This is a genomic window from Sphingobacterium sp. UBA5996 (assembly GCF_002429765.1).
GTDB lineage: Bacteria > Bacteroidota > Bacteroidia > Sphingobacteriales > Sphingobacteriaceae > Sphingobacterium.
The window spans coordinates 87,394-113,687 of sequence record NZ_DJAS01000018.1 but is presented as its reverse complement, the minus strand read 5'-3'; the positions used below and the strand labels follow the sequence as shown (position 1 = coordinate 113,687).

At 38.5% G+C, this 26,294-nt stretch carries 22 protein-coding genes; 12 read left to right on the top strand and 10 right to left on the bottom strand.

Annotation, left to right across the window (positions count from 1 at the left end):
• The first annotated feature begins 410 nt into the window (after positions 1-410).
• From B3E00_RS14645 to B3E00_RS14625, 5 genes are all read left to right on the top strand, one after another.
• Complete coding sequence (locus tag B3E00_RS14645; protein WP_293880353.1) at positions 411-1,595, top strand: Pycsar system effector family protein; 1,185 nt, start codon at positions 411-413, stop codon at positions 1,593-1,595.
• Positions 1,596-1,756: 161 nt separating this feature from the next.
• Entirely contained in the window at positions 1,757-3,814 is a 2,058-nt protein-coding gene (gene ppk1, locus B3E00_RS14640; protein WP_293939027.1) for a polyphosphate kinase 1, read from the top strand.
• A gap of 80 nt (positions 3,815-3,894) precedes the next feature.
• Positions 3,895-4,788: a hypothetical protein gene (locus B3E00_RS14635; RefSeq protein ID WP_293939025.1), complete on the top strand. Its 894-nt coding sequence runs from the start codon at positions 3,895-3,897 to the stop codon at positions 4,786-4,788.
• A gap of 2 nt (positions 4,789-4,790) precedes the next feature.
• Complete coding sequence (locus tag B3E00_RS14630) at positions 4,791-7,391, top strand: BamA/TamA family outer membrane protein (RefSeq protein WP_293880347.1); 2,601 nt, start codon at positions 4,791-4,793, stop codon at positions 7,389-7,391.
• 347 nt (positions 7,392-7,738) lie between these two features.
• Positions 7,739-8,350: a trimeric intracellular cation channel family protein gene (locus tag B3E00_RS14625; protein ID WP_293880346.1), complete on the top strand. Its 612-nt coding sequence runs from the start codon at positions 7,739-7,741 to the stop codon at positions 8,348-8,350.
• Between the two features lie 165 nt (positions 8,351-8,515).
• On the opposite strand, the gene def is transcribed toward B3E00_RS14625, so the two are convergent.
• Positions 8,516-9,097: a peptide deformylase gene (gene def, locus B3E00_RS14620; RefSeq protein ID WP_293880344.1), complete on the bottom strand. Its 582-nt coding sequence runs from the start codon at positions 9,095-9,097 to the stop codon at positions 8,516-8,518.
• A gap of 265 nt (positions 9,098-9,362) precedes the next feature.
• On the opposite strand from def, the gene B3E00_RS14615 reads away from it, so the two are divergent.
• The 3 genes from B3E00_RS14615 (at position 9,363) to miaA (ending at position 12,276) form a co-directional block, all read left to right on the top strand.
• Positions 9,363-10,142, top strand: a complete 780-nt coding sequence (locus B3E00_RS14615) for a hypothetical protein (RefSeq protein WP_293880342.1) — start codon at positions 9,363-9,365, stop codon at positions 10,140-10,142.
• 65 nt (positions 10,143-10,207) lie between these two features.
• Positions 10,208-11,380 carry a Gfo/Idh/MocA family protein gene (locus B3E00_RS14610; protein WP_293880340.1) on the top strand — a complete coding sequence of 391 codons (1,173 nt, stop codon included), beginning with the start codon at positions 10,208-10,210 and terminating at the stop codon, positions 11,378-11,380.
• Complete coding sequence (gene miaA / locus B3E00_RS14605; RefSeq protein WP_293880338.1) at positions 11,377-12,276, top strand: tRNA (adenosine(37)-N6)-dimethylallyltransferase MiaA; 900 nt, start codon at positions 11,377-11,379, stop codon at positions 12,274-12,276. Before B3E00_RS14610 ends, miaA begins: the two co-directional genes overlap by 4 nt.
• 68 nt (positions 12,277-12,344) lie before the next feature.
• On the opposite strand, the gene B3E00_RS14600 is transcribed toward miaA, so the two are convergent.
• The 4 genes from B3E00_RS14600 to B3E00_RS14585 form a co-directional block, all read right to left on the bottom strand.
• The gene (locus tag B3E00_RS14600; RefSeq protein ID WP_293939023.1) at positions 12,345-13,898 is read right to left on the bottom strand and encodes an Rne/Rng family ribonuclease; all 1,554 of its coding nucleotides are present in this window, start codon (positions 13,896-13,898) and stop codon (positions 12,345-12,347) included.
• A gap of 304 nt (positions 13,899-14,202) precedes the next feature.
• The gene (locus B3E00_RS14595; protein ID WP_293880334.1) at positions 14,203-15,039 is read right to left on the bottom strand and encodes a tetratricopeptide repeat protein; all 837 of its coding nucleotides are present in this window, start codon (positions 15,037-15,039) and stop codon (positions 14,203-14,205) included.
• A gap of 18 nt (positions 15,040-15,057) precedes the next feature.
• Complete coding sequence (locus B3E00_RS14590; RefSeq protein ID WP_046673299.1) at positions 15,058-15,342, bottom strand: HU family DNA-binding protein; 285 nt, start codon at positions 15,340-15,342, stop codon at positions 15,058-15,060.
• Between the two features lie 248 nt (positions 15,343-15,590).
• Complete coding sequence (locus B3E00_RS14585) at positions 15,591-16,637, bottom strand: 8-amino-7-oxononanoate synthase (RefSeq protein WP_293880328.1); 1,047 nt, start codon at positions 16,635-16,637, stop codon at positions 15,591-15,593.
• A gap of 420 nt (positions 16,638-17,057) precedes the next feature.
• Here B3E00_RS14585 and B3E00_RS14580 point away from each other — a divergent pair, with 420 nt between their 5' ends.
• The 4 genes from B3E00_RS14580 (at position 17,058) to B3E00_RS14565 (ending at position 21,856) form a co-directional block, all read left to right on the top strand.
• Complete coding sequence (locus tag B3E00_RS14580) at positions 17,058-19,205, top strand: TonB-dependent receptor (RefSeq protein WP_293886464.1); 2,148 nt, start codon at positions 17,058-17,060, stop codon at positions 19,203-19,205.
• A 134-nt stretch (positions 19,206-19,339) separates the two neighbouring features.
• Positions 19,340-19,954 (top strand): tetratricopeptide repeat protein, encoded by a 615-nt coding sequence (locus B3E00_RS14575; protein ID WP_293939021.1) that lies wholly within the window; start codon positions 19,340-19,342, stop codon positions 19,952-19,954.
• 6 nt (positions 19,955-19,960) lie between these two features.
• Positions 19,961-21,049 (top strand): sensor histidine kinase, encoded by a 1,089-nt coding sequence (locus B3E00_RS14570; RefSeq protein WP_293939019.1) that lies wholly within the window; start codon positions 19,961-19,963, stop codon positions 21,047-21,049.
• A gap of 57 nt (positions 21,050-21,106) precedes the next feature.
• On the top strand, positions 21,107-21,856 hold the full coding sequence (locus B3E00_RS14565; protein ID WP_293939017.1) for a LytR/AlgR family response regulator transcription factor: 750 nt from the start codon (positions 21,107-21,109) through the stop codon (positions 21,854-21,856).
• 130 nt (positions 21,857-21,986) lie between these two features.
• Here the strand turns inward: B3E00_RS14565 and B3E00_RS14560 are convergent, their stop codons facing one another.
• The 5 genes from B3E00_RS14560 to B3E00_RS14540 form a co-directional block, all read right to left on the bottom strand.
• Positions 21,987-22,451: a hypothetical protein gene (locus tag B3E00_RS14560; RefSeq protein ID WP_293886468.1), complete on the bottom strand. Its 465-nt coding sequence runs from the start codon at positions 22,449-22,451 to the stop codon at positions 21,987-21,989.
• A 7-nt stretch (positions 22,452-22,458) separates the two neighbouring features.
• The gene (locus tag B3E00_RS14555) at positions 22,459-22,878 is read right to left on the bottom strand and encodes a hypothetical protein (protein WP_293880321.1); all 420 of its coding nucleotides are present in this window, start codon (positions 22,876-22,878) and stop codon (positions 22,459-22,461) included.
• 184 nt (positions 22,879-23,062) lie between these two features.
• On the bottom strand, positions 23,063-24,193 hold the full coding sequence (locus B3E00_RS14550; RefSeq protein WP_293939015.1) for an SH3 domain-containing protein: 1,131 nt from the start codon (positions 24,191-24,193) through the stop codon (positions 23,063-23,065).
• A gap of 180 nt (positions 24,194-24,373) precedes the next feature.
• On the bottom strand, positions 24,374-25,156 hold the full coding sequence (locus B3E00_RS14545; RefSeq protein WP_293939013.1) for a CPBP family intramembrane glutamic endopeptidase: 783 nt from the start codon (positions 25,154-25,156) through the stop codon (positions 24,374-24,376).
• Positions 25,157-25,258: 102 nt separating this feature from the next.
• The gene (locus B3E00_RS14540; RefSeq protein WP_293939011.1) at positions 25,259-26,119 is read right to left on the bottom strand and encodes a LytTR family DNA-binding domain-containing protein; all 861 of its coding nucleotides are present in this window, start codon (positions 26,117-26,119) and stop codon (positions 25,259-25,261) included.
• Between the last annotated feature and the right edge of the window lie 175 nt (positions 26,120-26,294).

The window sequence follows — 26,294 nt, the reverse complement described above, 5'->3', positions numbered from 1 at the left end:
CACATCATAGGTTAGTTTAGGGTTTAGTTAGGGTTTGGTTAGAGTTAGTTTAGGTTTAGTATAGGTAAAAGCTAAACTAAACCTAACTTAAGGCTAAGCTATAGGTAAACAAAAACTAAATTAAGGGATAAGAAGAGTAAAATTGATACATTATTAGCATGAAACATCGTATTCACTTCATCTTTATCTAGGCAAAACCCCATCAAGCAAATGTATTATATGGAAATATTAGTGGATTAGCCATCTGGTTATACCAATAATATATTTATTATAGCGCAGAGAATTAATCGCTATTGTAATAGCTCTTTTTTCTGTAAATTTGATGTAGGCTAGTACACAAAAAGAACGCCTTATTTTTAAGAAATTAAAGATATTAAATACTTTTATTCGAAATAAAATCATATTGATCCATGATAGATTATGCTCAGCTTTTAAAACAGGTAGAAGAATATGCTGAAAATTATATTACAGAAAATATTTCAATCTGCCACTGCTTCCATAATACGATACACACGCGTTCCGTCGTAAGTTCGGCGGAGGAAATTTTATTGTATTATCAATTGGGAGAGGAGGATCACTTTATTGTTATTAGCGCGGCCTACTTTCATGATCTTGGGTACGTTCACTCCGACAATGCGATTGGCCATGAAAAGAGAAGTGTCGAAATTGCTTTGGAATTTTTGAGAGAAAAAGGCATACCACAGGGCATACAGGAAAAAATTAAAGGTTGTATTTTAGCAACTCGAATGCCTCAGGATCCAACAAACCTGCTCGAGCAAATTCTCTGCGATGCTGACTTATTTCATTTTGGAAGTGATGATTTTGTTACTAGAAATAAACTTATGAAAGCAGAAGCGGAAGCGGTGTTAGGAAAAGAGATTGACAAAGATGTATGGCGAGCCGGTACGATCAAACTCCTAATGAGCCATCATTACCATACTGAATATGCACAACAAAAGCTTAATGCCAAAAAGGAGATGAATTTAAAGGAACTGGAAAAAAAACAAGAGAAATCAATCAAGAAAAGCAAAGAAAATAAAAAAGAAGACAAGAAAGAAAAAGAGAAAAGTAGCAAGCCTGAACGCGGAATAGAGACCATGTTCCGGATTACTTCTTCAAACAATCAGCGATTAAGTGATATGGCAGACAATAAGGCTAATATTTTATTAACCGTTAATTCTATTATCCTTTCCGTCGTCATTGCTGTTTTATTTCGAAAACTAGATGCGAACGAACACCTTATTATCCCAACAATTATCTTAACAACTGCCGTGGTAGCCACCATGGTCATGGCTATACTCTCTACAATTCCTAAAATTCCATCCGGTAAATTTTCAAAAGACGAAATCGAACAAAAATCAGTCAATCTGCTCTTTTTTGGTAATTTCTACAAAATGAAACTCGATGACTACAACGAGGGTATGCAAAAGGTAATGGTCGATTCTGAGTTTCTATATGGCATGCTCACGAAGGATGTTTATTCACAAGGGGTGGTATTAGGAAGGAAATACAAACTTCTACGATACGCATATGGAGTTTTTATGTTTGGACTTGTAATATCAGTCGTTTCTTTTATCGGAGCAACCCTATTTTAATCCCCTATAAATGCCATCTAAATACTTCATAATCAAATGCATGTACTTCCTTTTATTTTATCCAAAAAAGTTCGAAGAATTCAATCGTTAGCTTACAATAGGCGGACATCAAAGTATCGATGCTTTCACAAATAGACTGCCACAGCAAAAAACATATACGGATGATGAAGAAAGATCTTTATATCAACAGACACATTAGCTGGTTGTCGTTTAACGATAGGGTCCTTGACCAAGCCGGTCGTCAAGAGGTCCCGCTATTGGAAAAACTGCAGTTTCTTGCTATTTTTTCTTCCAATCTGGATGAATTTTATCGGGTTAGAATGCCTGTATTGATGGCTGGAAAAAAAATAATAAAACAAAACCCGCAACAGCTTATCCCCAACATAGACATCGCTACATATAAAAAAGCGTCAAAATTCATCCACAAACAACAGGAAAAATTCGGGTTCCTACTCACTGATATTATTCAAGAATTAGCGAAAGAAAGTATATTTTTCATTTACAACCAAGCTATCCCAGCAGAAATAAAAGGGCTAACTGCACACTATTTTTTTAATACAGTTGCTTCCTATCTGCAAATTATCTCCATAGATGATACGTCATTTTTTCCAGACAACAATCAGCTGTACTTCGCCATTAAGGATGAAAATACAGAAGCAGTATCATTCCTAAACATCCCATCAAACTATATCGGTCGATTTTTCACCTGCGAGACCAATAGCGGCAAATATGTCGTCCTTATAGATGATATTATCAAAGCATTTCTACCCATGGCTATACGAAATTTATCATTAAGTTTCTATTCCTTTAAAATCACAAGAGATGCCGAGTTAAATCTTCAAGACGAATTTGAGGGAGATATTGCACAGAAAATCGAAGCGGAAGTCAACAAACGTGACCTTGGCTATGCGACGCGATTTCTCTATCAACCTAATCTACCAGAGCCGCTAATTGAAAGACTGGCAACCTTATTCGACCTACGGAAAAGTAGCATTGTTGAAGGCGGAAACTACCACAACTTGAAAGATCTCTTCTCATTCCCGATTAAAATAGAGAACCTTTCGTATCCAAGACAACTACAAATCAATACCGATAAAAATTTCGAAGAATCTATCTTTGATCAAATTGACCGGGAAGATCTGTTGGTCTGTACTCCCTATGAATCCTTCGATCCTATATTACGCTTTTTTAATGAGGCCGCATTAGATCCATCCGTAGAAGAGATTTATACGACTTTATACCGTATAGCAGGCGATTCTCATATTGCACAAGCATTGGCTACCGCTGCGAAAAATGGAAAACAGGTCAATGTATTTGTAGAATTAAAAGCGCGGTTTGATGAAGCTAATAATATACATTGGGCTCGGCTGATGAAAGAGAACGGCGTAAAAATCACCTACAGTATCCCAAACTTAAAAGTTCACGCAAAAATAGCACTGGTCAAACGTCAGGCAGGTCGACAAAGTGCTTTACTGGGTACGGGAAATCTAAATGAAAAAACGGCTAAGGTTTATACAGACTACTTCCTTATTACTTCTAATAAGCTGCTGACCAACGAATTAAATTTGCTATTTAAGTTTCTTCCAGCCCGAAGGAAACCCCACAACTCAAATGAACTATCATTTGAACATCTACTAGTAGCACAGTTCAACCTCAAGCTTACGTTTTTGGAGCTGATTGACCGAGCCATCCATGCAGCTCAAGATGGAGCTCCAGCAACGATAAAAATTAAATTAAACAATCTGGAAGAAGAATCGTTAATCAACAAATTGTATGAAGCGAGCCGGGCAGGGGTGAGGCTAGAGTTGTTGATCAGGGGGATCTGCAGGCTAAAACCGCAGGTACCGGGACTAAGTGAAAACATCACCGTGAAAAGGATTGTAGGAAGATATTTAGAACACGGAAGAATATTTATTTTTCAATATCAGACCCAAACGCTCGTTTATCTCGGCTCATCAGACTGGATGAACCGCAACATTTACCGACGTATAGAAACTTGCTTTCCGCTGCTGAATCCGACACTGGCACATCAAATACAGGAGATGTTCGATATCCAGTTTTCGGACGACACCGAAGCTACATTACTGAATGACAAGGGGCAAAACCAAGCGATAGAAACGCAGCATAAAAATGTTTCGCAACAGCAAATCCTTGATTATTTAAAAGCTAAATGGAACAGTATACCTATTCAATTAAGTAATTCATCACAACATAATTAACTTGAAAGTACGATACTAAAAACATGGCATCTAAGCTCGTTCTGAAACGCCACGACCACATCAATTGAAAATATAATAATATGAAAAACCCCAACCTACATATAACTGCTATCTTAAGTCTAGTCTCGGCTATTTTACTTGCCTGCAACCCCAATAATACAACCAAAGAAAACAGCAACAAGCGAGCTCATATTCAAGCTGAAAAATCACAAAGCATTCCCTACACATTATCTTCGGGCAGCAAGATGAGTTTACCTAACGAATTACTGGAAATATCCGGGATCACCTTTCTTCCGGGGCAGGATGATGATATTTATGCCATTCAGGATGAACAAGGCTTTCTGTATAAGTTTAACCAACCCACACAAAAAGTCACCTTCAGCCCTTTTGGGAAAGATGGCGACTATGAAGATATCTCGATAAGCGATACACACTTCTTTATCTTAAAGAGCAACGGCAGCATCTATTCTTTTCCCATTTCAGAAAAGGATGATATAAAAAACGTTGTCGAACAGAAGAATTTACTTCCAAAAGGAGAATATGAAGGGCTTTTTGTTGATCGCGAAACTAACCAGGCATATGTATTATGTAAAGAATGCAAGGTCGATAGAAAGCAGTCACAAACCTCTGGATATATCTTTTCAATTGACGAAAACAGTCAATTCCATCCGAAAGGAGAATTTTCTATTCAGCTTGATGAACTTCGTGCTTTTGATACTAAAATCAAAAAGACTTTTAAACCATCAGCCCTAGCAAAAAAAGCAGATAGCAAGGAGTGGTACATCTTATCTTCTGTAGACAAAGCTCTTGTTGTGACGGATGAGAATTTTCATGTAAAATCGCTCTCTCCATTAGATCCGAAGATCTTTCCTCAACCCGAAGGTATTAACTTTGATTCAAAACTCAATCTTTATATCAGCAGCGAAGCCGGCAATCAGGATAAAGGGATCATTTATAAATTTGAAAAACAATAGGCATGCAAAAGGTCGTACCATTCTTTCTTATTTTTCTTGCTAGTCATTCTTATTCCCAGCAAAAGCATACAGGGTTGCGTACGATTCAGGGCACACCCTTTGCTCAAACCATTATTAAGGACAGTATAAGTGTCATAGCAAACGCAAAATATGGTGAAGCCAGTAAATTTAAAAAGTTCTTCCTTGGCGAAAACTACCGCAAAGAATGGGCTGCGGAAACCACTTTGCCGCTGCTTCAACTTTCCACATTATATGGTGGTCTGCGTCCTGTTAAACAAGGCGGTGGAATGCAATCGGTTTCTTTAAGACTAACAGATTCTATGGGAAGGGAATGGGCGTTGCGATCGGTCAATAAAAGGACTGAATCCCTTATACCAGAAGAATTGCATGGTACCTTTGTGCAGGATGTATTGGATGATGCCACCAGTGCCCAGCATCCCTATTCCGCGCTGATGATACCCGCCTTGGCCAATGCCGTAAACGTCGCACACGCTCATCCAATCATTGGCGTTGTAGCACAAGATAGCCTATTAGGCGAATATGCTCCACTTTTTGAACATACAGTAGCTCTACTGGAGGAGCGTGAACCGCTCGGAGATTCAGACAATAGTCCTAAAACTGTGCGAAAGTTGCAGGAAGATAATGACGACAATTTTAAAGCCAAAGCGTACCTACGCGCAAGGATGTTGGATGTCCTGGTTAGTGATTGGGACCGACATGAGGATCAATGGCGATGGTACGATGAGAATCAGGATAGCACAGATCAGGATAAAGACTATATTCCTATTCCCCGCGATCGCGACCAGGCACTGCGTGTCACGCAAGGTTTCCTGATGAAAGACATCTATCAGCAATTCGTCAATCCGGTCATGCAGGGATTCACCACGGGCATCCCCGACATTCGCTATTCTCTTTTCAAATCGCGCTTCTTAAATGCTCATCCGAGCAATCAGCTCTCCCACAGGGAATGGGCCAAAGAGGTTAAGCAATTTGTAACACGCCTCACAGATTCCGTGTTATGGCAATCCGTACAAAGCCTCCCGCAGTCGTCCATTACTATTCGTGGAGAACAAATCTTCAAAACACTTCAGAGCCGCCGTGATGCACTGCCAACTGCGATGGAAGAGTATTACAATTTTATCAATAACATTGTCGATATTCACCTCAGCGACAAAAACGAAAAGGTAGAAATATGCAGCACTGGAAGTAAAAACTTAAAAGTCAAAGTTTCGAAGATCAACAAAGTAGGCAAAGTCACCAAAACTTTGATGGACAAAACCTACAAAAATACCCTTACAAAAGAGATTCGCCTCTATTTAGGTGACGGAAAAGATTCTGTTTTAATCGATAATGCGCAATCTCCCATCAAACTAAGAATTATAGGCGATAGCACACCAAAGACTTATGTTATCAATCAAAGCAAATCAAGGATACAGCTTTACGAAAACACTAAAAATTCCGTTATGCTCGGTGAAAAGAACAAAATAAAGCTTCATTATGCTCAAGATAGCATCAACACGCAATTTGTTCCGGTAAACCTGTACAACACCTGGCTTCCCTTGGTTACTGCCGGCTATAATGCAGACGACGGTATTTCCCTCGGACTCGGAGCAGCTTACACACATCAGCGTGGCTTTAGAAAAAGCCCCTTTACCTATAGACAACAGCTCACCGTAGCAACCGCCTTTCGGACTGGAGCATATAAAATTCACTATAGAGGCGAATGGACTGCTGCTGCCGGCGATGCTGATATTGTTATCGATGCCTTAGCGAAAGCTCCCGACAACACACAGAATTTCTTCGGTGTAGGAAATAACTCACCATTTTTAGAGGAACAGTATGGTGCAAAATATTACCGAAGCAGATTTAATATCTTCAATATCAATCCACAGTTAAGATGGAAACCTTCATCCACGTTAAACGTTGCCGTAGGTCCACATATCCAATTTTATCATTTAGATCCTAATGAGAATGAAGATCGATTTATTTTAAATCCTCAGGCTTTACATTCTTACGATAGCTTGTCGATTACCAAAGACAAAGCTTTTGCAGGTATCAATGCTTTTTTAACACAAGACTCACGTAATCGAAAGATTAATCCAAGTAAAGGAATGTATATCAAAGCCGATTTGAATTCTTATTTTGGACTCAATCAGTATTCAAAAAATTCGGCGCAGTTAAATGCTGCGATAACTGGATATTTTAGTGTACTCAATGAAGGCATTATATTCGCCAACAGAACGGGCGGGGGAGCAGTTGTCGGAAATCCTACATTCTATCAATATTTATTTCTAGGCGGTCACGAAAACCTTAGAGGATTTCGCCAATATCGATTTGCAGGACAGCAGATGCTTTATAATAATTTAGAGGCACGTCTTAAAATAAAGGATGTCAGGAGCTATGTTCTCCCGGGTGAATTTGGACTCATGGGCATGTACGATATTGGTAAGGTATGGGCAAAAGGCTACAATAGTGGTAAGTTTCATCAAGGTGTGGGCGGGGGCATATATTACATCGTCGCAGATGCACTTCCCTTACATTTTGTGATGACAAGATCGGATGAAGGCTGGTACCCTTATTTCAGTACAGGTTTCCGCTTCTAAAATTTTAAATCCATCATTCCGCTCTTCATTGGAACGAACCAAAAAAACAGCATATCAATGGCATTTTTTTTTGCAAATATATTGATCAGAGGAAATTCTGGAAGATCTTAATGTTATATATACATGCCATCCATGATACGGACATCATTGCGCGGATCATCGAACACTTAAGATTGGAGGATGTACAAGGCCCTGCTAGCCTAAAAGCAATTTGCTATAGGTGAATTTAAACTATCAGGATTTCTCTTAAATTTGTCCAGGGAAGGGAAGTTTTTCCAATTGGAAATGCATTTATACAATGCGGCGCCAACTCGAGATTATAATGAAAATTACTTAAAAGGATTACCATGATTACAGATGCCAACTATTTTTATCTAAGCGATTTGCTTGGCACTTTATTTTTTGCAATATCAGGTACCCTTTCAGCAAAACGTAAGGATATTGATATTTTTGGAGCGGCCTTTTTAGGTTTTGTTACCGCCATTGGCGGGGGATCAATGCGGGACATTTTTTTAAATCTGCGCCCAGTCTGGGTAAATGACAGCAATTATCTCATCGCTATTTTCATCGGAATTTTAATTGCCATTATCTTCAATAGACAATTGTATGGTTATTATCGTACATTGACACTTTTTGATGCCATCGGAATTAGCTTTTTTACCATCTTAGGGGTGCAAAAGTCACTGAATTATGAAAGTAATACCTATGCTGCCATTATCTTTGGAATGTTTACTGCCGTATGTGGAGGCATGACACGCGATGTCCTGTTGAATGAAACACCGCTCATCTTTAAGAAAGAAGTATATGCTACAGCCTGTTTAGGTGGTGGTCTCATGTATATTTTATTGGTGCACCTTGATCTTGATGTTTCGTGGGCAGCCTTTATCGGAGCTGCAGTTGTATTTTTTATACGAATGACTGCCGTTAAATATCGTTTATACTTACCTCGCCTGGATTGAGTGGAATCCCTTACCCCGATTAAATTCACTGTCAGAGGTTTTGATGGACTACTTATTAGGTTTCAACAGTAAATTGTAAAGAGGACTGGAACGATCGAACCTTGTGCTTCGAAACTCCAATCGCTAAACAAGGAGAAGAGATAAAAGAAAAAGCGTTAGTACAGACTAACGCTTTTTCTTTTGCTGTGGGAATCGCATTTTATAACCAACGCGGATATTTCCTTTCGAAATGGCATCCAGCCGACTTTTCAACATCGTTTTTTTCAACGTACTCAATTTATCGGTAAACAACTTTCCTTCAATATGATCATATTCGTGCTGAACCACGCGGGCAGCTAAACCAGTGAGATCCATTTCGTGTTCCTCGAAGTTTTCATCCAGGTAATTGATACGGATATTCCGATGACGTAATACATCCTCGTTAATATCTGGGATACTTAAGCATCCTTCTCCGAAGGTCCATTTTTCACCAGACTCTTCTACCATGATCGGGTTGATAAAAACCTTTTTGAACGATTGAAGCATTTCTTTGTTTTCTTCGTCATCTTCTGCAAAAGGAGTTGCATCGATAACGAACATACGTATAGGCAAGCCTACCTGCGGTGCCGCCAAGCCAACACCATGCGCCGCATACATGGTATCGAACATATCATCAATCAATTTCTTTAAATCAGGATAGTCTTCATCTATTTCTTCAGCGACCTTTCTTAATACAGGATCGCCATACGCCACTATCGGAAGTTTCATATGTAAATAATTATTTATATAAGTGCAGATACTCCTAATCGTAGGAGTACACGACACGTCGTTTGTTCTTAAAGGTCATTTCGTACCTATTGAAATTTTGCACAATTAAATTTTGATTCATGTTCGACTAATTTCTGAACCTGATTCGCTCTGCTTTTAAACCAAAGATACGCTATAGCACCATTATACGCTCGCTTACAAAGGTACGGATAATTATTAAAATCGAATATTTCGTGAAGACTTCCACAAAAGTTACTTTTGTTTTATGGATCCATCGTTTATACAGCTGTCAACACAGTTTAAGCTTAGACTTGAGCAAGCGCTTGAAGTCTCATTACAACTCTTTGAAGTTGATGGATTTATACAAATATCCTCCCTTGAATTAACAACAACCATATTATTATACCCTAACAATAAACCTATTAGGAGCCAAACTTCCGAAACTTGTATTCATATTGATGAAGACCTATTAACAACCAAGTTTGAACTCATCGTCAAGCGTATTGTTTCGCGAACTAAAAACAACAAATCTATCTTCGCACGCAAGACTGTGGTGGCACGGATCGATAAAAAGACAAGCTTACAGTTCCTCGTGGAACATCATTTACAGGGTGCTCTGCCAGGTAAATATCGTTATGGACTCTTTGAGAAGGGCGAGCTTGTTGCTGTCGCTATATTCTCTGGGGGGCGCCGCATGATGGACAAGGAGGATGACTATCGTTCTTTCGAGCTGATACGCTTTTGTAACAAAGCGGGATTCAATGTAATCGGTGGGTTAAGCAAATTGATCAAAGCTTTCTGCAAAGATTTTTCACCTGGAGATATTATGACCTTCACCGATCGCGATTGGAGCCAGCACTCCTCTTTGGAAAAAATCGGCTTTGTTGTGAAAGAAATAACAGCTCCGATCAACTTTTGGGTAGCAGACACAAAAAGACATGTTTATCGTAATAAAGAAGAGTTAAATGCATTAATTAAACAATATCCGCATGGCCTTCCAAAGGAAAATATGGGTAGCATCAAGATGATTTTATACCTAAAATAAGCTAAATTGTGTATATTGTACACTGTAAGGGTTTGAAAAATAAATAATCAAAAAATAATAACGTTATGAAGAGAAAACTTCGCATGGGTATGGTTGGAGGCGGTAATGATGCCTTTATCGGAGCTGTACACCGTATTGCCGCTTTTATGGATGGCAAGATTGAGTTAGTTTGTGGTGCTTTTAGTATCGATCCACAAATTTCAAAACAATCTGGAGAAGACCTATTTGTAGCACCTGAGCGTGTCTATTTAAACTATGAAGAGATGATCGAGAAAGAATCTTTGCTTCCTGAAGGAGAGCGCATGGATTTTGTAACGATCGTAACACCTAACTTTCTGCATTTCGCTCCAGCTAAATTAGCCATGGAAAAAGGCTTTGATGTCGTGGTTGAAAAACCAATGACTGTATCTGTTGAAGAGGCAAAAGAATTACAAGAAACTGTAGAGCGTACAGGCCGCACACTGTGTCTTACACATACTTATTCTGGCTATCCGATGGTTAAACAAGCAAAAGCGATGGTCAAGGAAGGTCACTTCGGAAAGATCAGAAAAATTGTTGTTGAGTACCCTCAAGGTTGGTTAAGCCGGTTAACAGAACGAGAAGGCAATGCTGGGGCCGCCTGGCGTGCAGATCCAAAACGTTCTGGTAAATCTTTGGTTATGGGTGATATTGGTACACATGCTGCACATTTAGCAGAATATGTATCTGGTTTAAAAATCGAAGAATTATGTGCAGATCTAACAACATTCGTTGAAGGCCGTCTATTGGATGACGATGGTTCGGTACTTTTACGTTTTGAAAATGGAGCAAAAGGTGTATTAATGGCCTCCCAAATTTCAGCAGGTGAAGAAAATGCTGTTCGCATCCGTATCTATGGTGAAAAAGGTGGATTGGAATGGGCTAACGAGGATCCTAACAATTTAATCATTAAAATGCTTGATCAACCGCGTCAGCTTTATCGTACAGGAAATGCTTATGGTGCTCCCTATACCTTAAGCTCATTTGCAACACACAACACCCGTGTCCCGGCTGGTCACCCAGAAGGTTTATTGGAATCATTTGCGAATATCTATCGTAATTTTGCTGCAACTGTGACTGCAATACGTGAAGGAAAAACTCCTACTGCAGAACAACAAGATTTTCCAACAGTATATGATGGCGTAAGAGGTATGGCTTTTATCGATACTGTCGTAAAAAATAACGAAGGAACAGAAAAATGGACTAAATTTGTTCTGTGATAGACAGATTAAATCCTATACTTTCTCTTTTGGAGCAGCAGGCTGTTTCAAAGGAGAAAGTTATCGTTATTTTAGGCCCAACTGCCTCCGGTAAAACCAAATTGGCGGTACAACTGGCCCAGCATATCGGCGCTGAAATCATCAGCGCAGACTCCCGCCAGATTTATCGGAGAATGGATATCGGCACGGGAAAAGACCTATCCGAATATCAAAACATTCCCTACCATCTTATTGATATTCTCGAACCGGGAGAACGCTATCATCTCGGAAACTTTATCGAGGACTTTCACCATGCGCAACAATCTATTTTAGAAAAAGGAAATCATACAATTCTTTGTGGTGGTACAGGCCTATATATTCAAAGTGTTATCCAACAAAACCCATACGCTTTGATCCCATCGATAGCAGGCCTAAAGGAGTCATTGCTTGAGTACTCAGAAGCTGAATTGCTAAAACGTCTCCAGGAATATATACTACCGGCAGATTTCCAAATCGATTTTTCTACTAAAAAGCGAATCATCCGAGCGATAGAAATATTGTCTTTTTTAAAGATAAATCCAAATCATCTCGCTCAGCAACGGATGGTTGACAGTATAGTGATCGGATTAAATCCGCCAGTGGAATCCAGACGTTCGCACATTAGCCAAAGGTTAAAACAACGTTTAAAAGAAGGTTTTTTAGAAGAAGTTGGAAAACTTCTGAGTGAAGGTATCACGCACGAGCAGCTTCAATATTATGGACTGGAATATAAATATGGCTCACTCCACCTTCTTGGACAGCTCGATTATCCAGCTTTCGTTACTAAATTAGAAACTGAAATACACCGCTACGCTAAACGGCAAATGACTTATTTCCGAAAAATGGAAAAGGACGGCATATTTATCCACTGGGTTTAAACAATAAACGGAATAAAAACAAAAAAGGGCTAGTATTCCTACTAACCCTTTTCGTTAATCTCTTTCTATTATAACTTGATTTCTTCATCCTTCGCATTGAAGAAATGGAATTCAGTTAGATAATATGACGTCATTGGATTTACTTTAATCCATTTTCCGTACTTGATGAACCATTTCATTCTTTTCGAAATCAAACCAGACTTAATGTAGGCGTCTATATAAGGGTGAACACATAAGGTCACCTTTTTTTCGTTTTGTTCTTGAAGAATAAATTTCAAATTACTTTCAATATCATCCATCACGACAATACTTGATCGGATCTCACCTGTACCATCACAAGCCGGACATTTTTCGTTTGTGACAATATTCATTTCAGGTCTGACGCGCTGACGTGTAATTTGCACCAATCCAAATTTACTTGGTGGTAAAATCGTATGTCTTGCTCTATCCGATGCCATACATTCTTTTAAGAATGTATACAGCTCTTTTCGATGATTGGGTTTATGCATATCGATAAAATCGATGACTACAATTCCACCCATATCACGCAAACGCAGCTGTCGCGCAATTTCTTTTGCTGCTTCCATGTTGACCAGCAATGCATTGTCTTCCTGATTCTCCTTATTCGCAGAGCGGTTACCACTGTTGACATCAATAACATGTAAGGCTTCGGTATGCTCAATAACGAGATACGCACCACCTGGTAATGTTACCGTTTTGCCAAAAGCTGCCTTGATTTGCTTTTCAACTCCAAAATGATCAAAAATTGGCTCTTTATGTTTATAAAGCTTGACAATTTTCTCCAAATCTGGAGATATATCGTGTATATATGATTTTGTTTCTTCGAAGATCGAAGGATCATTAACATAAATATGCGAAAACTCGTCGGTCAAAATATCCCGTAGAATAGTGGATGCACGATCCATTTCTCCAAGAACCTTTTGCGGCGGTTCAGCATTACGAAGACGTTTGGTAAATAGCTCCCATTTTGAGATCAGGTCCAATAAGTCACGTTGTAGTTCTTCGACCCCCTTACCTTCAGAGACTGTACGGATAATCACGCCAAAATTTGCAGGCTTAATTCCTTCGACAATCTTCTTGAGACGGTTGCGTTCGTTACTACCTTTGATACGCTTGGAAATGGAAACAGTACTTGAGAAAGGTACCAGAACGACAAAACGACCTGCTATTGAAAGGTCTGAACTCAGACGCGGTCCTTTTGTTGAAATGGGTTCTTTGGCGATTTGTACTGGCACGAGCATATTTTTGCTCAAGACATCAGAGATCTTACCAGCTTTATCGATATCCTTTTCAAGTTTTAAACTATTGAGCAGTTTCTCTTGATAACTGCCATTCTTGACTATACGGGTAAGCTTTAGCAAAGATTGAACTTGCGGACCCAAATCTAAATAATGTAGAAAAGCATCCTTTTCGTAGCCCACATCTACGAATGCTGCATTAAGCCCTGGCATAATTCGCTTAATCCGTCCGAGATAGATATCTCCAACGGCGAAGTTATTATTTGCGGGCTCGCGGTTAAGTTCAACAAGCTGCTTATCTTGAAGTAAAGCAATAGTTACCCCTTTATCAGGAGTTGAATCGATAATTAATTCCTTTACCAAAAGCTACTCATTTTTGATACCTATGCAATATCCTATCGCAATCTTTGGTATCCGATTAAACATTTAAAGAACGTTGTTACGAAAAAAACAATCTACATACCCTTCACAGACATGTAGATCGTTTCGTAAAGCTATCTCAGCAAAATGGGCCAAGATGTTTAAAAGCTCATCACAAGACTATTTTTTCTTGTGTCTATTTTTTCTTAAACGTTTTTTACGTTTGTGAGTAGCCATCTTGTGTCTTTTTCTTTTTTTTCCGCTTGGCATAGCTAAATTTTTTAATGATTATAAAATAATAAATTAATTACTTGCTCAATTCAGCAATCTTTCGATCAATGAATTGTGATAGGGAAGGATCGGCTGCCAGTTCCTTACTTTTTTGAAAAGCAGTCACAGCTTCCTTTTTCATCCCAATATTTTCGTAGCCCGTGGCTAAGTAAAAGTATGACTCAGCATCGGGTTTTTGATCGATAACGGTCTTAAAACGCTCGATGGCTTTGTCAAACTGACGGGACTGTAATGAAAACAATCCCAAAGTTTTATTTGCCTCTAAATTTTTAGGATCTGCAGCAACGACTTCCCGCAATAAGGCAATACCTGCCATGGGATTATTCGTTCCTGATACCATTGCGGCACCTAATCCTGTTTTTGCGTCCAAACTACTTGTATTCGCTTTTAACGCCGCCTCATAGGCATGAATAGCATTTTGATTCAACGCCTGCGCTAAAGTAGAATCTTGCAAATTTGTATAAGCAGCACGATACGCGTTACCTGCTTTCAACCAATACTCAAATTTGGGTGAAACCTTTGCCATTTCCTCATAGACGAAAGCCTGAGGGGCTGGTTTAGCGACATCATCCCACTTATCTGCCAACTGTTGCAACAGCTTTATCTTATCCTCTCCAGAAGCTTTTGCAACTTGGCCCTCAATATCGGAAATTTCTTTGACTAAACTAGCATCTAAACCTTGTTTTGTCATCGAAGATATATTTTCCAAATTTATTTCATTGGAAGGCTTCGATCCAGATGCTGCAGCAGTTTGTTTTTCTTTGTTCACCAAACCTTTAATAGGCTGCGCCAAAAGCACAGCAACCAAGGCTACTACTGATCCTATTACTATTATCTGTTTGGTTTTTGCCATGTTAATCTATTTTAAAGATTATTTATTGCCATTCTTTACTTTCTCTACGAAAATTTTAGCTGGCTTGAAACTAGGAACAAAGTGTTCAGGGATAATGATTGCTGTATTTTTTGAAATGTTTCTTGCAGTCTTCTCAGCTCTTTTTTTGACTACGAAGCTCCCAAAACCTCTTACATATACATTTTCTCCTCCGATCATTGCGTTTTTGACAACTTTAAAGAACGCCTCTACGGTTTCTTGAACATCTACCTTCTCTAAGCCAGTTTTGGTAGAGATCTCTGCAATAATTTCTGCTTTAGTCATATCTATTTTACTGTAATTATTTATTTTTCAACCCTTAAGCCAACTAATGTTTGGGGATGCAAAAGTATTGTTTTAAAATGAGTAATGGAAATTATTTAAATACTTTTTTGATAAATAAGCTTCCAAAAGCCAAACATTTACAATCATTTAACGAGATCCTAGTTTTATCCAACCATTAAAATAAAGTTCAAAAATAAAAACAATTATCTAATTTACAAGATGTTGACTCATTAGTTGCGCGATAAAAATCAATATATGCCAATAGCATGACTTAACCGATCCAAATCCGCTTCGCTATGATGTGCATTCACCACAATACGGTTCAATAGCGGGTCTGTAGCAAGCGGATAGGGAAAGCTCGAAACCAATATACCTGACGCCATCAGTCTTTCATAAAGGTTGATGTCTGTTGATGAAAAGACAGGAAAATTAGGCACAGCATTTAATCTGGACATTATACGTGCTTTGAAATAACTGCTGTTGTACTGCAGTTTTTTGAATTGCTGTAAATAGATCTCCTCTCCATGTACAAATGCATATAAGCTCGCAGGCGAACTCGGAGATGCACCGGTATAAAAATTGGATTTTTTTAGCTTTTGGATCCGCTGCTCATCTGCCAGAATCAAACCCGCATCTGTTGCCAGCCCTTTCGCTAATGAAGCCACGACAATCAGTTCAATATTAGCCAAATTAAAACGGCTCTTATCGAACGAAATACTATTTTTTCGCATAACACCAATTCCATGAGAATCGTCCAGCAGCAACAAAACCCGCTTGCTTGGATTAATCTGTGCAAAGACAGTAAAGTCATAAATCTCCGGCTTCATATTATCGAGACTGTTGCTGACAATAATAAAGGATTTTTGAACCGATTGGTTAATATATGCAACAGTTGAATTGGCCCAGTCAATAAAACTTCCCGCTACGACAGGTTTTTCGTCTAGCCACAACGAGGGGTGACAGGAGGGGGCATACAGCAATTCTCCTTCGCCGGCCAATGTCTTAATCAAAAATTGAGTAGCTAGATATCCACTGGAAAGCAATAAACTCGCTTCAAAATCAAAACGCCTCGCCGCATATCTTTCCGCTTGGTCATAGATCGCCTGTTGCACATTATTATTTCGCGAAGTCCCGTTATTTATGCCATAGCGTTGTATACCTTCTATAAAAATAGATGCATACGTGTGATCAGTTGCCAAACCTAAATACGAGGTTCCTCCAAAAAAAAGATATTCTTTGTCATCGACTGTAATAAGCCGGCCTGTTGGTTGTTCTAAACGCGTAAAATTATTCATGTTGGTGTTACCGATTCTTTTGCCCTGCGCATCGGGACTTGCTATATATTGTGGATGAATCGAAAAAAACTGTAATATTTTCGAAAGCCAGTTTAAATGATTGCTCGTTAAATGATTGCTCGTAGCTATTTTCCAGTTAGCCAATCACTTGGGAATGTTTCACTATTGGTACATCATAGCCGTCAAGAATTTTAACACAGTCAACATTCGCACAGCATACTAACAGTCATTTAAAATAGTTATTCGCTTTTTCTTGACTTAAATTACAGCGCACACTTCTGTTATCAAACCGTATTTTTCGGCATCAATTTACAGCATAAAATTGGGATACCTCAATTCATCACGATATTTTGACATTCCATCCACTCTTTTTAGCAGTAAATGGTACTATCAGCCATATTTGAGCAAAATATAAAGAAAATGAAGCTGTTATTAACCTTACTATTTATTTCCATTAACATCCTATTTGCACAGTCTATTCTAAAAGGAAAAGTAGTCGGCAAAAATGGTAAACCTATTTATTTGGCCAATATTTATATCGATGGTAGCTATGATGGCGGCACCACAGATTCACTTGGCAACTTTGCTTTTGAAACGAATGAGCAAGGAGTTAAAATCATCAAAGCCTCCGTAGTTGGCTTTCCCCTATACAGCAAGTCTATCCAACTGCCACAAAAAGAATTTCTGACTATACAAATGCTAGAAAGCGAAAATCGTTTACAAGAAGTCACCATTCAAGCAGGTATTCTGCAAGCAAATAGTTCCGGTAAAAACACCGTAATGAGCCCTTTAGATATCGTTACTACCGCAGGAAGTATGGGCAATATCATCAGCGCGCTGGCCACATTGCCTGGAGCACAGGTCGGAGGAGAAAATGGGCGTCTTATGGTCCACGGTGGAGATGCTTCCGAAACACAGACTTACATTAATGGTATCAGAGTCGCCCAACCTTATACCGCAACGCCTAATGAAATTCCTGTCAGGGGCAGGTTTTCGCCCATTTTGTTTAAGGGCGTGAATTTTTCTACTGGGGGCTATTCTGCAGAATTTGGAAATGCACTGTCGAGCATTCTAGCCCTGAATACCGAAAACACGATAGAACAACCCAAAACAGAACTTTCGCTATCTTCCGTTGGATTAGGTTTAGGGCATACTTTACAATGGGGCAAAAATTCGCTAACCTTCAACAGCAATTATACAAACCTAAGCCCCTATTCAAAAATTATTACACCAGATATTAACTGGACGAAGCCCTATGAAAATGCCGCTGGAGAAATGATTTATCGCCATCAATTTAAAGAAGGCTTTCTAAATATTTATGGGGCTTACACTTTCGAAAATATGGGGCTTTACCAAGCAGACATCAATTACCCAAACCCTGTCCCGGTGAAAAAGAAATCCAACAACGCCTATACCAATATCAGCTACCGCCAGAATTTAGGAAACCGCTGGACGCTCGAATCGGGCATAGGCCTAGGCTATCTGACGGATAAGGTTCATTACGGAGAGGTCTACCTACCTAATGATGAAAAGAGTCTTCACTTAAAAGCAACACTAAGTAAAATCTGGAACAACAAGATTAAAAGCATTGGGGGAATAGAATACTTTGACACGAATTATCAAGAAGAATACCACCGGCAAGACCTTGACTATATGTATGGATTCCAGAGCAAAATGACTGCTCTATATACTGAAACGACCTTTGGTTTCTTACCAAACTTGATTGGGAAGATCGGCCTGCGAGAAACCTCTTCCAATTTGCAAAACAAGAAAACGTTAGAACCGAGGGCCTCGCTGGGCTACGCGTTAAATAAATATACCCAGCTCTCTGTTGCTTTCGGGAACTTCCATCAGCAGGCACCTACACCAGTATTAAAATATGCTCCTCAGCTCGACTGGTTAGCGGCCAAACATTATATCGCAAATTATTTCTATGCGCGTGGAGGACATCTACTTCGTTTAGAGGCATACCGCAAAACTTATAACAACTTGGTTAAATACAATAGTGTAACACCTCAATATAATAGCCAATATGACAATAATGGAAGCGGAGATGTCAAAGGCTTTGACCTATTTTACAAAAACAGCAGCAGTGTAAAAAACCTACAGTACTGGATATCCTATTCCTACACAGACAGCAAGAGAAATGAAGCGAACTATCCATCTACTGTTACTCCGCCTTATGTTTATAAACATAGTTTTAATATCGTTGGAAAATATTGGTTTTCAAGCCTTCGTTCACAACTCAGTTTGACTAACGCTTACGTATCGGGCAGAAATTATAATGATCCTAACCAAAGCTCCTTTATGGATGGCCACATCAGGGGTTATAATAATCTATCCATGAGCTGGTCTTTTCTCTATAGCCAACAAAAAATTATCCATTTCTCCGTCAGTAACGTTCTCGGCGCTTCACCGATCTACGGTTATCAGTACGCAGATCAACCAAATGCACAGGGAATTTATAACCGTAGACCGATTGTCCCTACAGCCAAACGATTTGTTTTTCTTGGGTATTTCTGGACGATCAGTAAAAACGACAAAGACAATCAACTGGACAATCTATAGGAAGCAACAGCTCATCAGGGAAATACGTCGGTTCATCCAAATTTGTTTTTAATTGAGAGCAACGATACGCAACTTCACCCCTGTAAACTCGAAAAGACAATAACAAAAAAATACTTACTACTAAACTAAAAATTATGAAATCGATTATTATCGCCATTATCTGTTTAATAAGCAGTACAACATTTGCACAGAGCAATTTTGAAAAAAGTATGGGCCAGGCCATGGGTTTATGGCAGTCAGGAGAGACAAAAAAGGCGGCAGCTCTTCTCGAACGTATTTCACAGGTAGAAAAAAACAACTGGATACCAGCGTATTATCAAGCAATGGTGTTCACAACTGCTTCCTTTAAAGAGAAAAATAAAGAAACACAAGCGAAATATATACAATCTGCGGAAGATATTTTGAACAGCACTGCACAAGACAATAATCCTGAATGGCTTATTTTACGGGCAATGAACAAGACAGCATTAATGATAACCGATCCCATGACAAAAGGTAAGGAACTGTCGCCTATCATCATAGGCCTTTATAAGAAAGCACTTGCATTAGCCCCCAATAATCCACGAGCAGTATTGGGCCTCGCAGAATTCCAAATGAACGCAAAAAAATATTTCAATCAAGATACCCGTAAAAAATGTGAGGATGTCAAGAAAGCACTATCTTTATTCAATGAACAAAAAGTCTCCATTCCCTTTGCGCCATCATGGGGCAAAGATCGGGCAGAACAACTGTTAAAAGAATGCAATTAATACTTTGTGAAAAAAGCACCGTTTAAAGCAATTATACAAGCGTTATTGGCAAGCTTCGTCGTAAGCACTTATTTTGTGGTTATGACCAAGCTTGACCATAACGATGTCCCTTGGACATCCATTATTTTTCACCCTAATATGGCCAGAGGTCTTTTATACGGATTTTTTCTTTTCCTAGGCCATAACTATCTGTCGAAATGGGTAGGGAATAAATACCCTAACAGTAAAGATTTTGGGAAAAAGATGCTTATCTTCTATAGTGTCAGTTTCTTCTTGACCATAGTAGTCGTTTTTATTGTGAATGCTTTTTTCTCCGGCCTATTCTACCCGGGCGTTACTAAAAGCTTCGCTCAGCGCTTTCACCATTTCACTCATCAGCAGCGTGTTGCATACTACTTTCAAACGGCGATGATATCATGGTGCATTTCAATGATTTTCTTTGGTCTCTACTTTTATAAAAGGTTCAAAGACTATCAAATCAAGGAATCTCAACAAGAAAAGGAACTAATAGCAGCACAATTTGAATCGCTCAAGAATCAACTCGATCCGCATTTTCTGTTCAACAGTCTGAATGTATTAAATGGTTTAATTGAGGAGAGTCCCAAAAAGGCCAGCATGTTTACCACTGATCTTTCTAAAATCTATCGCTATGTTTTGGAGCATAAAGATAAAAGTTTCGTCTCACTGCAGGATGAGCTCACTTTTTCAACAGCCTATCTGAATCTGTTAAGTCTTCGATTCGAAGCGGGAATTCAGATCGATTTAGAGATCAATGATGAGCAGCGTAAGGGATTTATTCTACCTCTTTCACTTCAACTACTGATCGAAAACGTGATCAAACACAATGTTATTTCACTTAGAAAACCTCTTTTATTAAAGATTTATCGAAAAAATGATTACCTCTATGTTGATAATAATCTTCAAAAGAAGAAGGTGCTCCATGGCCACTCGGGAATTGGCCTAAAAAATATTCAGGAGCGGTATGCAATACTCTCCGATTTACCCGTGTATATTGAGGAAAGTGATATCCTGTTTTCAGTTGGGCTACCGATTATCAAAGAAATTGCGCCCCGCCCCCAAACTCTTGCGCTGTAACGGGCACTAAATTAAAAACACAAGGATCCGACGACAAATAAGCACCCTATACAAGCCATGAAAATATTAATCATAGAAGACGAACTTCCATCAGCGAGACTACTCCAAAGAAAATTGGAGAACATGGGTTACACAGTATCTGCGGTACTGCAAACTGTCGAGGAATCTGTAGAATGGTTTATGTCAAATACTGAACCTGATCTACTTTTTTTGGATGTCCAACTGGCTGATGGGATTTCATTTGATATTCTCGAACAGGTTAAGCCAAGTGCGGCTATTATTTTTACCACTGCATACGATGAATATATGTTACGTGCGTTTAAACAAAACAGCATTGATTACTTACTTAAGCCGATTGATGATGAAGAATTGAAAAATGCAGTTGAAAAATTCCTTCATTTTAGGCGACCCAATACCCATTTCGACCTAACATCGTTAGAAACTTTGTTTAGCAACGCTTTACCAACCTACAAGGAACGCTTTACAATAAAACTTGGCCAAAACATAAAACTAGTGACAACCCAGAATATTGAATGTATTTATAGTGAGAACAAAGGCACTTATCTTTATACAAATGAAAATGAAAATTATCTTTTGGATCAGACATTGGACGGTTTGGTACCGCAATTGTCCCCTAAAGATTTTTTCAGGATCAACAGAAGCACTATCGTTCAATTTGACGCCATCAAAAGTATTGCTGTACATTCCAATGCCCGGTTGAAAATATACCTTAAGCACTATACATCGGATGAGCTCATTGTTTCACGGGAAAGAGTCACCGCATTCAAGAAGTGGCTTGACAACTAGTCCAAAAGAGATTAAAAACACTGTAGCACAAGAAATTAAAAAAAAGAAACAGACCATAATCAAAAATGATCTTGGCAAACTAGGATTTTGGAGTATTTAATTAGGCTAATGAGACACAAAGAAAATCAAACTACATATTGATTCGATAATTTAGCGGAATACTGAATCGTAGAGATACTGCGAATCCCTTTATAGGATTATAATCTTTTTTGTCGTTGATTGAAAATCCATATCCCAAGTCAATATCCAATAAAGTCGCTAAGCTCAACCCAACTTTCGGTGTTATAGTATAAGGACTAAGTTCTGTACGAAAAAACGGAGTCAGAACATATGTTTGAGGATAATAAGTTACCGCAGCCTCAGGGATGATGGCAAATTTCTTTTGAGTCCAGGTAAAGTTGGCTGTAGCATCGGCTCGCAAAATATGATCACCAACAACGGGAAAAGCAAAATAAGCGCCACTTTTTACTATACTTCCCTTTTGAAATTGGTAGCTCAAGGTAGGGCCGATTAAGTAATCTTGTGCTCTAACACGTCCAATAAGTGCCAATAAGATAAATACAACGAGAAAAAGATAGGAAATCTTACTTTGCATGCTTCTATTAATAAATATGAAAATTAAGCGGAATATTGACACCGACCGACACAGTAAACCCTTCAATTGGCTTAAAGTTTTTCTTCGTGTTATAGTCAAATCCATAACCTATACCGAGATCGACAATAGAAAAGAGACTAGCTCCGACTTTAGGTGTTATTGTGTAAGGTGTGAGTTCAGCTTTCACAAAAGGGAACAGAACAAAATCATTTAGGTAATAGGTGAACCCCAACTCTGGAATGACAGTTGTTTTACCTCCCATCCAGCTGAAATTAGCGCCGGCATCAATTTTCATATATTGAAAATCATTAGGGGCAAACAATCCCCAGCCTGAAACTTTCAGAAAATTACCACTTTGATACTGATAACCTACGGAAGGTCCCCAAATCCATTTATTATGCTCTTTCCATGGTTGCTCTTGTGCCATGGAAGACATAGTAAACATAAAAATGATTGTAAATAATGATAATATTCTTAATTTCATCCAGCTAAATTACAAACTATAATCTAATTTTATGAATACAACAGGTACAGGTTAGAATAGTTTTAGTGAACAGAAAAATAATACAATCTAAGTATTCCGATCACTAAAAGTAGGGCTTAGCTGTTTTCTACTGTGGTAATATGCTAATTCTAATAAACTGTGCTTTTTCATTTAAAGCACCCTCATCCCCCCAATAGCCATTGATATGGTTAGCAGCGGTATAGATGCAACAATCGTTCCCCCAGAATATCAGTTCCTCCTTCCAAGTTGGCATCCACTCCTTAAACCTGACAAAAAGCATTGGTGAAACCTTCCCTTGTTTCACGTGGAAGAGCTGTAAGTCTCCCGTGGATTCATAAGGATCAGCCAGCAGAGTCATTAGGTAATTTTTATCCGATGAAAAGAAGGGGGAGGCACCACACTCCACAATTAAATGACCGTCTTGTTTGTCAAAAAGGCGTACATCAGAACTTTCCCAATAATTCCCTTCCACTGCATAAGCATTTAGAAAATCATAATGCCCTTTGTACGAATAGCGCTCTTCTAATTCACTATCGATACCCTTATCCGTAAATATTAGTTTTTCCCCATTTTTCAAAGGCAGCTCCAATACCTTCCCATTTTTAGGATAAGACATGGTATCCTTTATCAAGTAGTCTTTCGAAGTTTTACGAGCTGCAGAAAATGTTTGCTCATCGATCAATTCTACCCGGAGATATTTATCTAAAGAATGTCCCTTTTCATAATAGGTTTCTCGACCATTTATCGTAATAGAAATGATTAAGTTTAAATCTTTTGGTGATATTGTAATTTGATCTTGTTTTCCCAGCTTCGACTTTGCGACATATACCTTTTCCCATCTCGTTACATCACCCATCTCACCTTGTGCTCCTTTATAATCCCGTTGAATGCGATCCATGACGGCACCCCAATCCCCTTCTTCAGCAATAACATCGAGTTTGGTACCATAGGGATATTTCCCCAATACCGGCGCAGACTGATCAGGCCCCTGACGAAGTTCAACGCCTGACCGATCAACCACATAGCTGTTTTTTAAAACCTTCGTCTTTTCATAATCAATTGGCAAAGGAGGGAATTGCGTAGGGGTGATCGTATCCTTTACAGCTACTATTTTAACTATAGATGAATCTTTTGCACCTGTGCCTTTATCCTTTGTGTTGCGATCACAACTCAATGTTCCAATGGCTAAAGCTGATCCGATCAAGAGCAATAGTGGTAAAAATAACAGTCTATTCATAAACATCAAGTTAGCCAATCTTATGCCAAAAAAAATACTGGTTTTCAGGGATTATCTAAGAGTTAGCGATCACCAAAGCATCTATTTTAGCCATAAACTATTGCTCATATGATCTTCAAGAGAGTCATTTTGCAACAACACATGTACAGCCACAAACGCCCTTTGAAATAAGATATCCCATTAACTGTTCAGCCATAAATTTCTCAATTTGACCTGTAGACCAGCATTCGTTTTCCGCGCATGCAAGATCGTCCATACAATCGCCATAAAGACAGTAAAAAAACGAAATAAATTGCTCCATACATTTCCAGCGGAATTGTCAGCAACATCAAAGATCATCCAGGCTAAATTCATAAAAATATGAAGTGCGATCGGGATCCATAGATTAAACTTCCATTCGACATACAACCACGAAAACAGGATCGCGCCGAAGAACGTTACGCTAAATATCAAAACCAATTCAACCAAGTCCTGACTCTGATAAAGGTGTAGTAAGGCAAATAGGAATGACGTTGCAAAAATGGATGGAATGAAGCCTAGTCGGGTATAGCGAAAAACTAAACCAAAAAAATAGGCACGAAAGATTATCTCTTCAAAGAATCCTGAAGATACACTATTTATTAATAGCGTGTTTGGATCTATTTTACGATTTATGGTAAAAACACAGGCGTAACCCAAGAACATCGGCAAAGTTGTTATCACCCCAAAAGAAATCCCTTGTAGAAAAGAACCATTTAACCCGAATTTTGTAAAGAATTTATCTGACTCTCTTGGCTTAAGTAGCATTGCTCCCAAAAATAGTGGCAAAAGGCTTATAGAATAAGCGCACACGTGCCCTAAAAACCGACTAGGAATATAGTTAATTAGAGTAGATTGCAGTGCGGAAAAGAACGAATAATCAAGAATAAAATATATTCCGAAAAAAAGAAATAGTAAGAGCAGGTTTAAATTTTTAGTTTTCATCTTTTTTTTAAGTGAAATTATGCTCCACTTTAGGAATACACAAAATTATGTGGTATACGTCAAGTTTTAGGGATGATTGACAACAGCGTAACTGGCCGTTGGTTATAAATAGGGTCGAACGGATTCAATTGCAGACCTTGAAACGATGGCGAAATCTTCAATATCTGCAAAACGCAACAAAAAACCTTGTGCATTTCTTTCCTTTACCAATACCTTTTCAAAGTTGACTAGATATGATCGGTGACACCGGTGGATAGCCCCCGTATGTAGAAGCTGAGACAAGTGCGTTAATGTTATTCGTATCATTTGCTTCTTCAGTGTATCATCTTTTCTGAAATAGATCATGCAATAATTGTCCATCGATTTTGCGAAAATAAAATCATCCGGCCGTAATGTTAATGTTTGGCTTCCATTTGGAATTCTGACTAATGTCAAAAAATGACAATCATTACCTTGATTTGATATCGCATCTGAGTTTATCGGAATTACAACATTAAGCGGATTATTTTGTACATCATGTGGACTATACCTGTTTATTCGAAGCAAAAAATAAATCGTTCCAATTGGACTATAGAGTGACAGTGTATAAAATCCAATATAAGGGAGGTTGCCCCACTGTAGAGGCACACCATTAATAATCCAACCATGATAGATGAAATTAAAAAAACTTGTCACTAGTAGTACAAGGGTAATGCGGAACAACTCCATAGCAATCGTTTCGATTTTTGTACGTAAGACAAGAGAAACTAGTATATATGCTGCAGATAATATTGCCCCATATCCGGATAACAAAACAAATTTATGGATATGATCAAAATTGTACGTTCCAAATGGTTGAAAAACGATCAGGAAGAGATAGGCTGATAAACCGAGCAAGAAAGACAAGGTGAACAGTTCTTTATTAGTACTGATCTTAGGAATTACACCACTTAAATAACTTCGAATGATTTTTTTATACATCATAATGGAATAAAATTAACTCTTTTCAAATGATTGCTAGCATTATTGACTCCTATTTACCTAAAAAGAGGAGTCGAGAGAAAATTTGTGCCGAAACATCTAAAATATATTAAATTTATAGTTTAACTTAGAAGATACTTTTCGAGCTGACATCAGTTCGTTGAAATCAAAATTTATT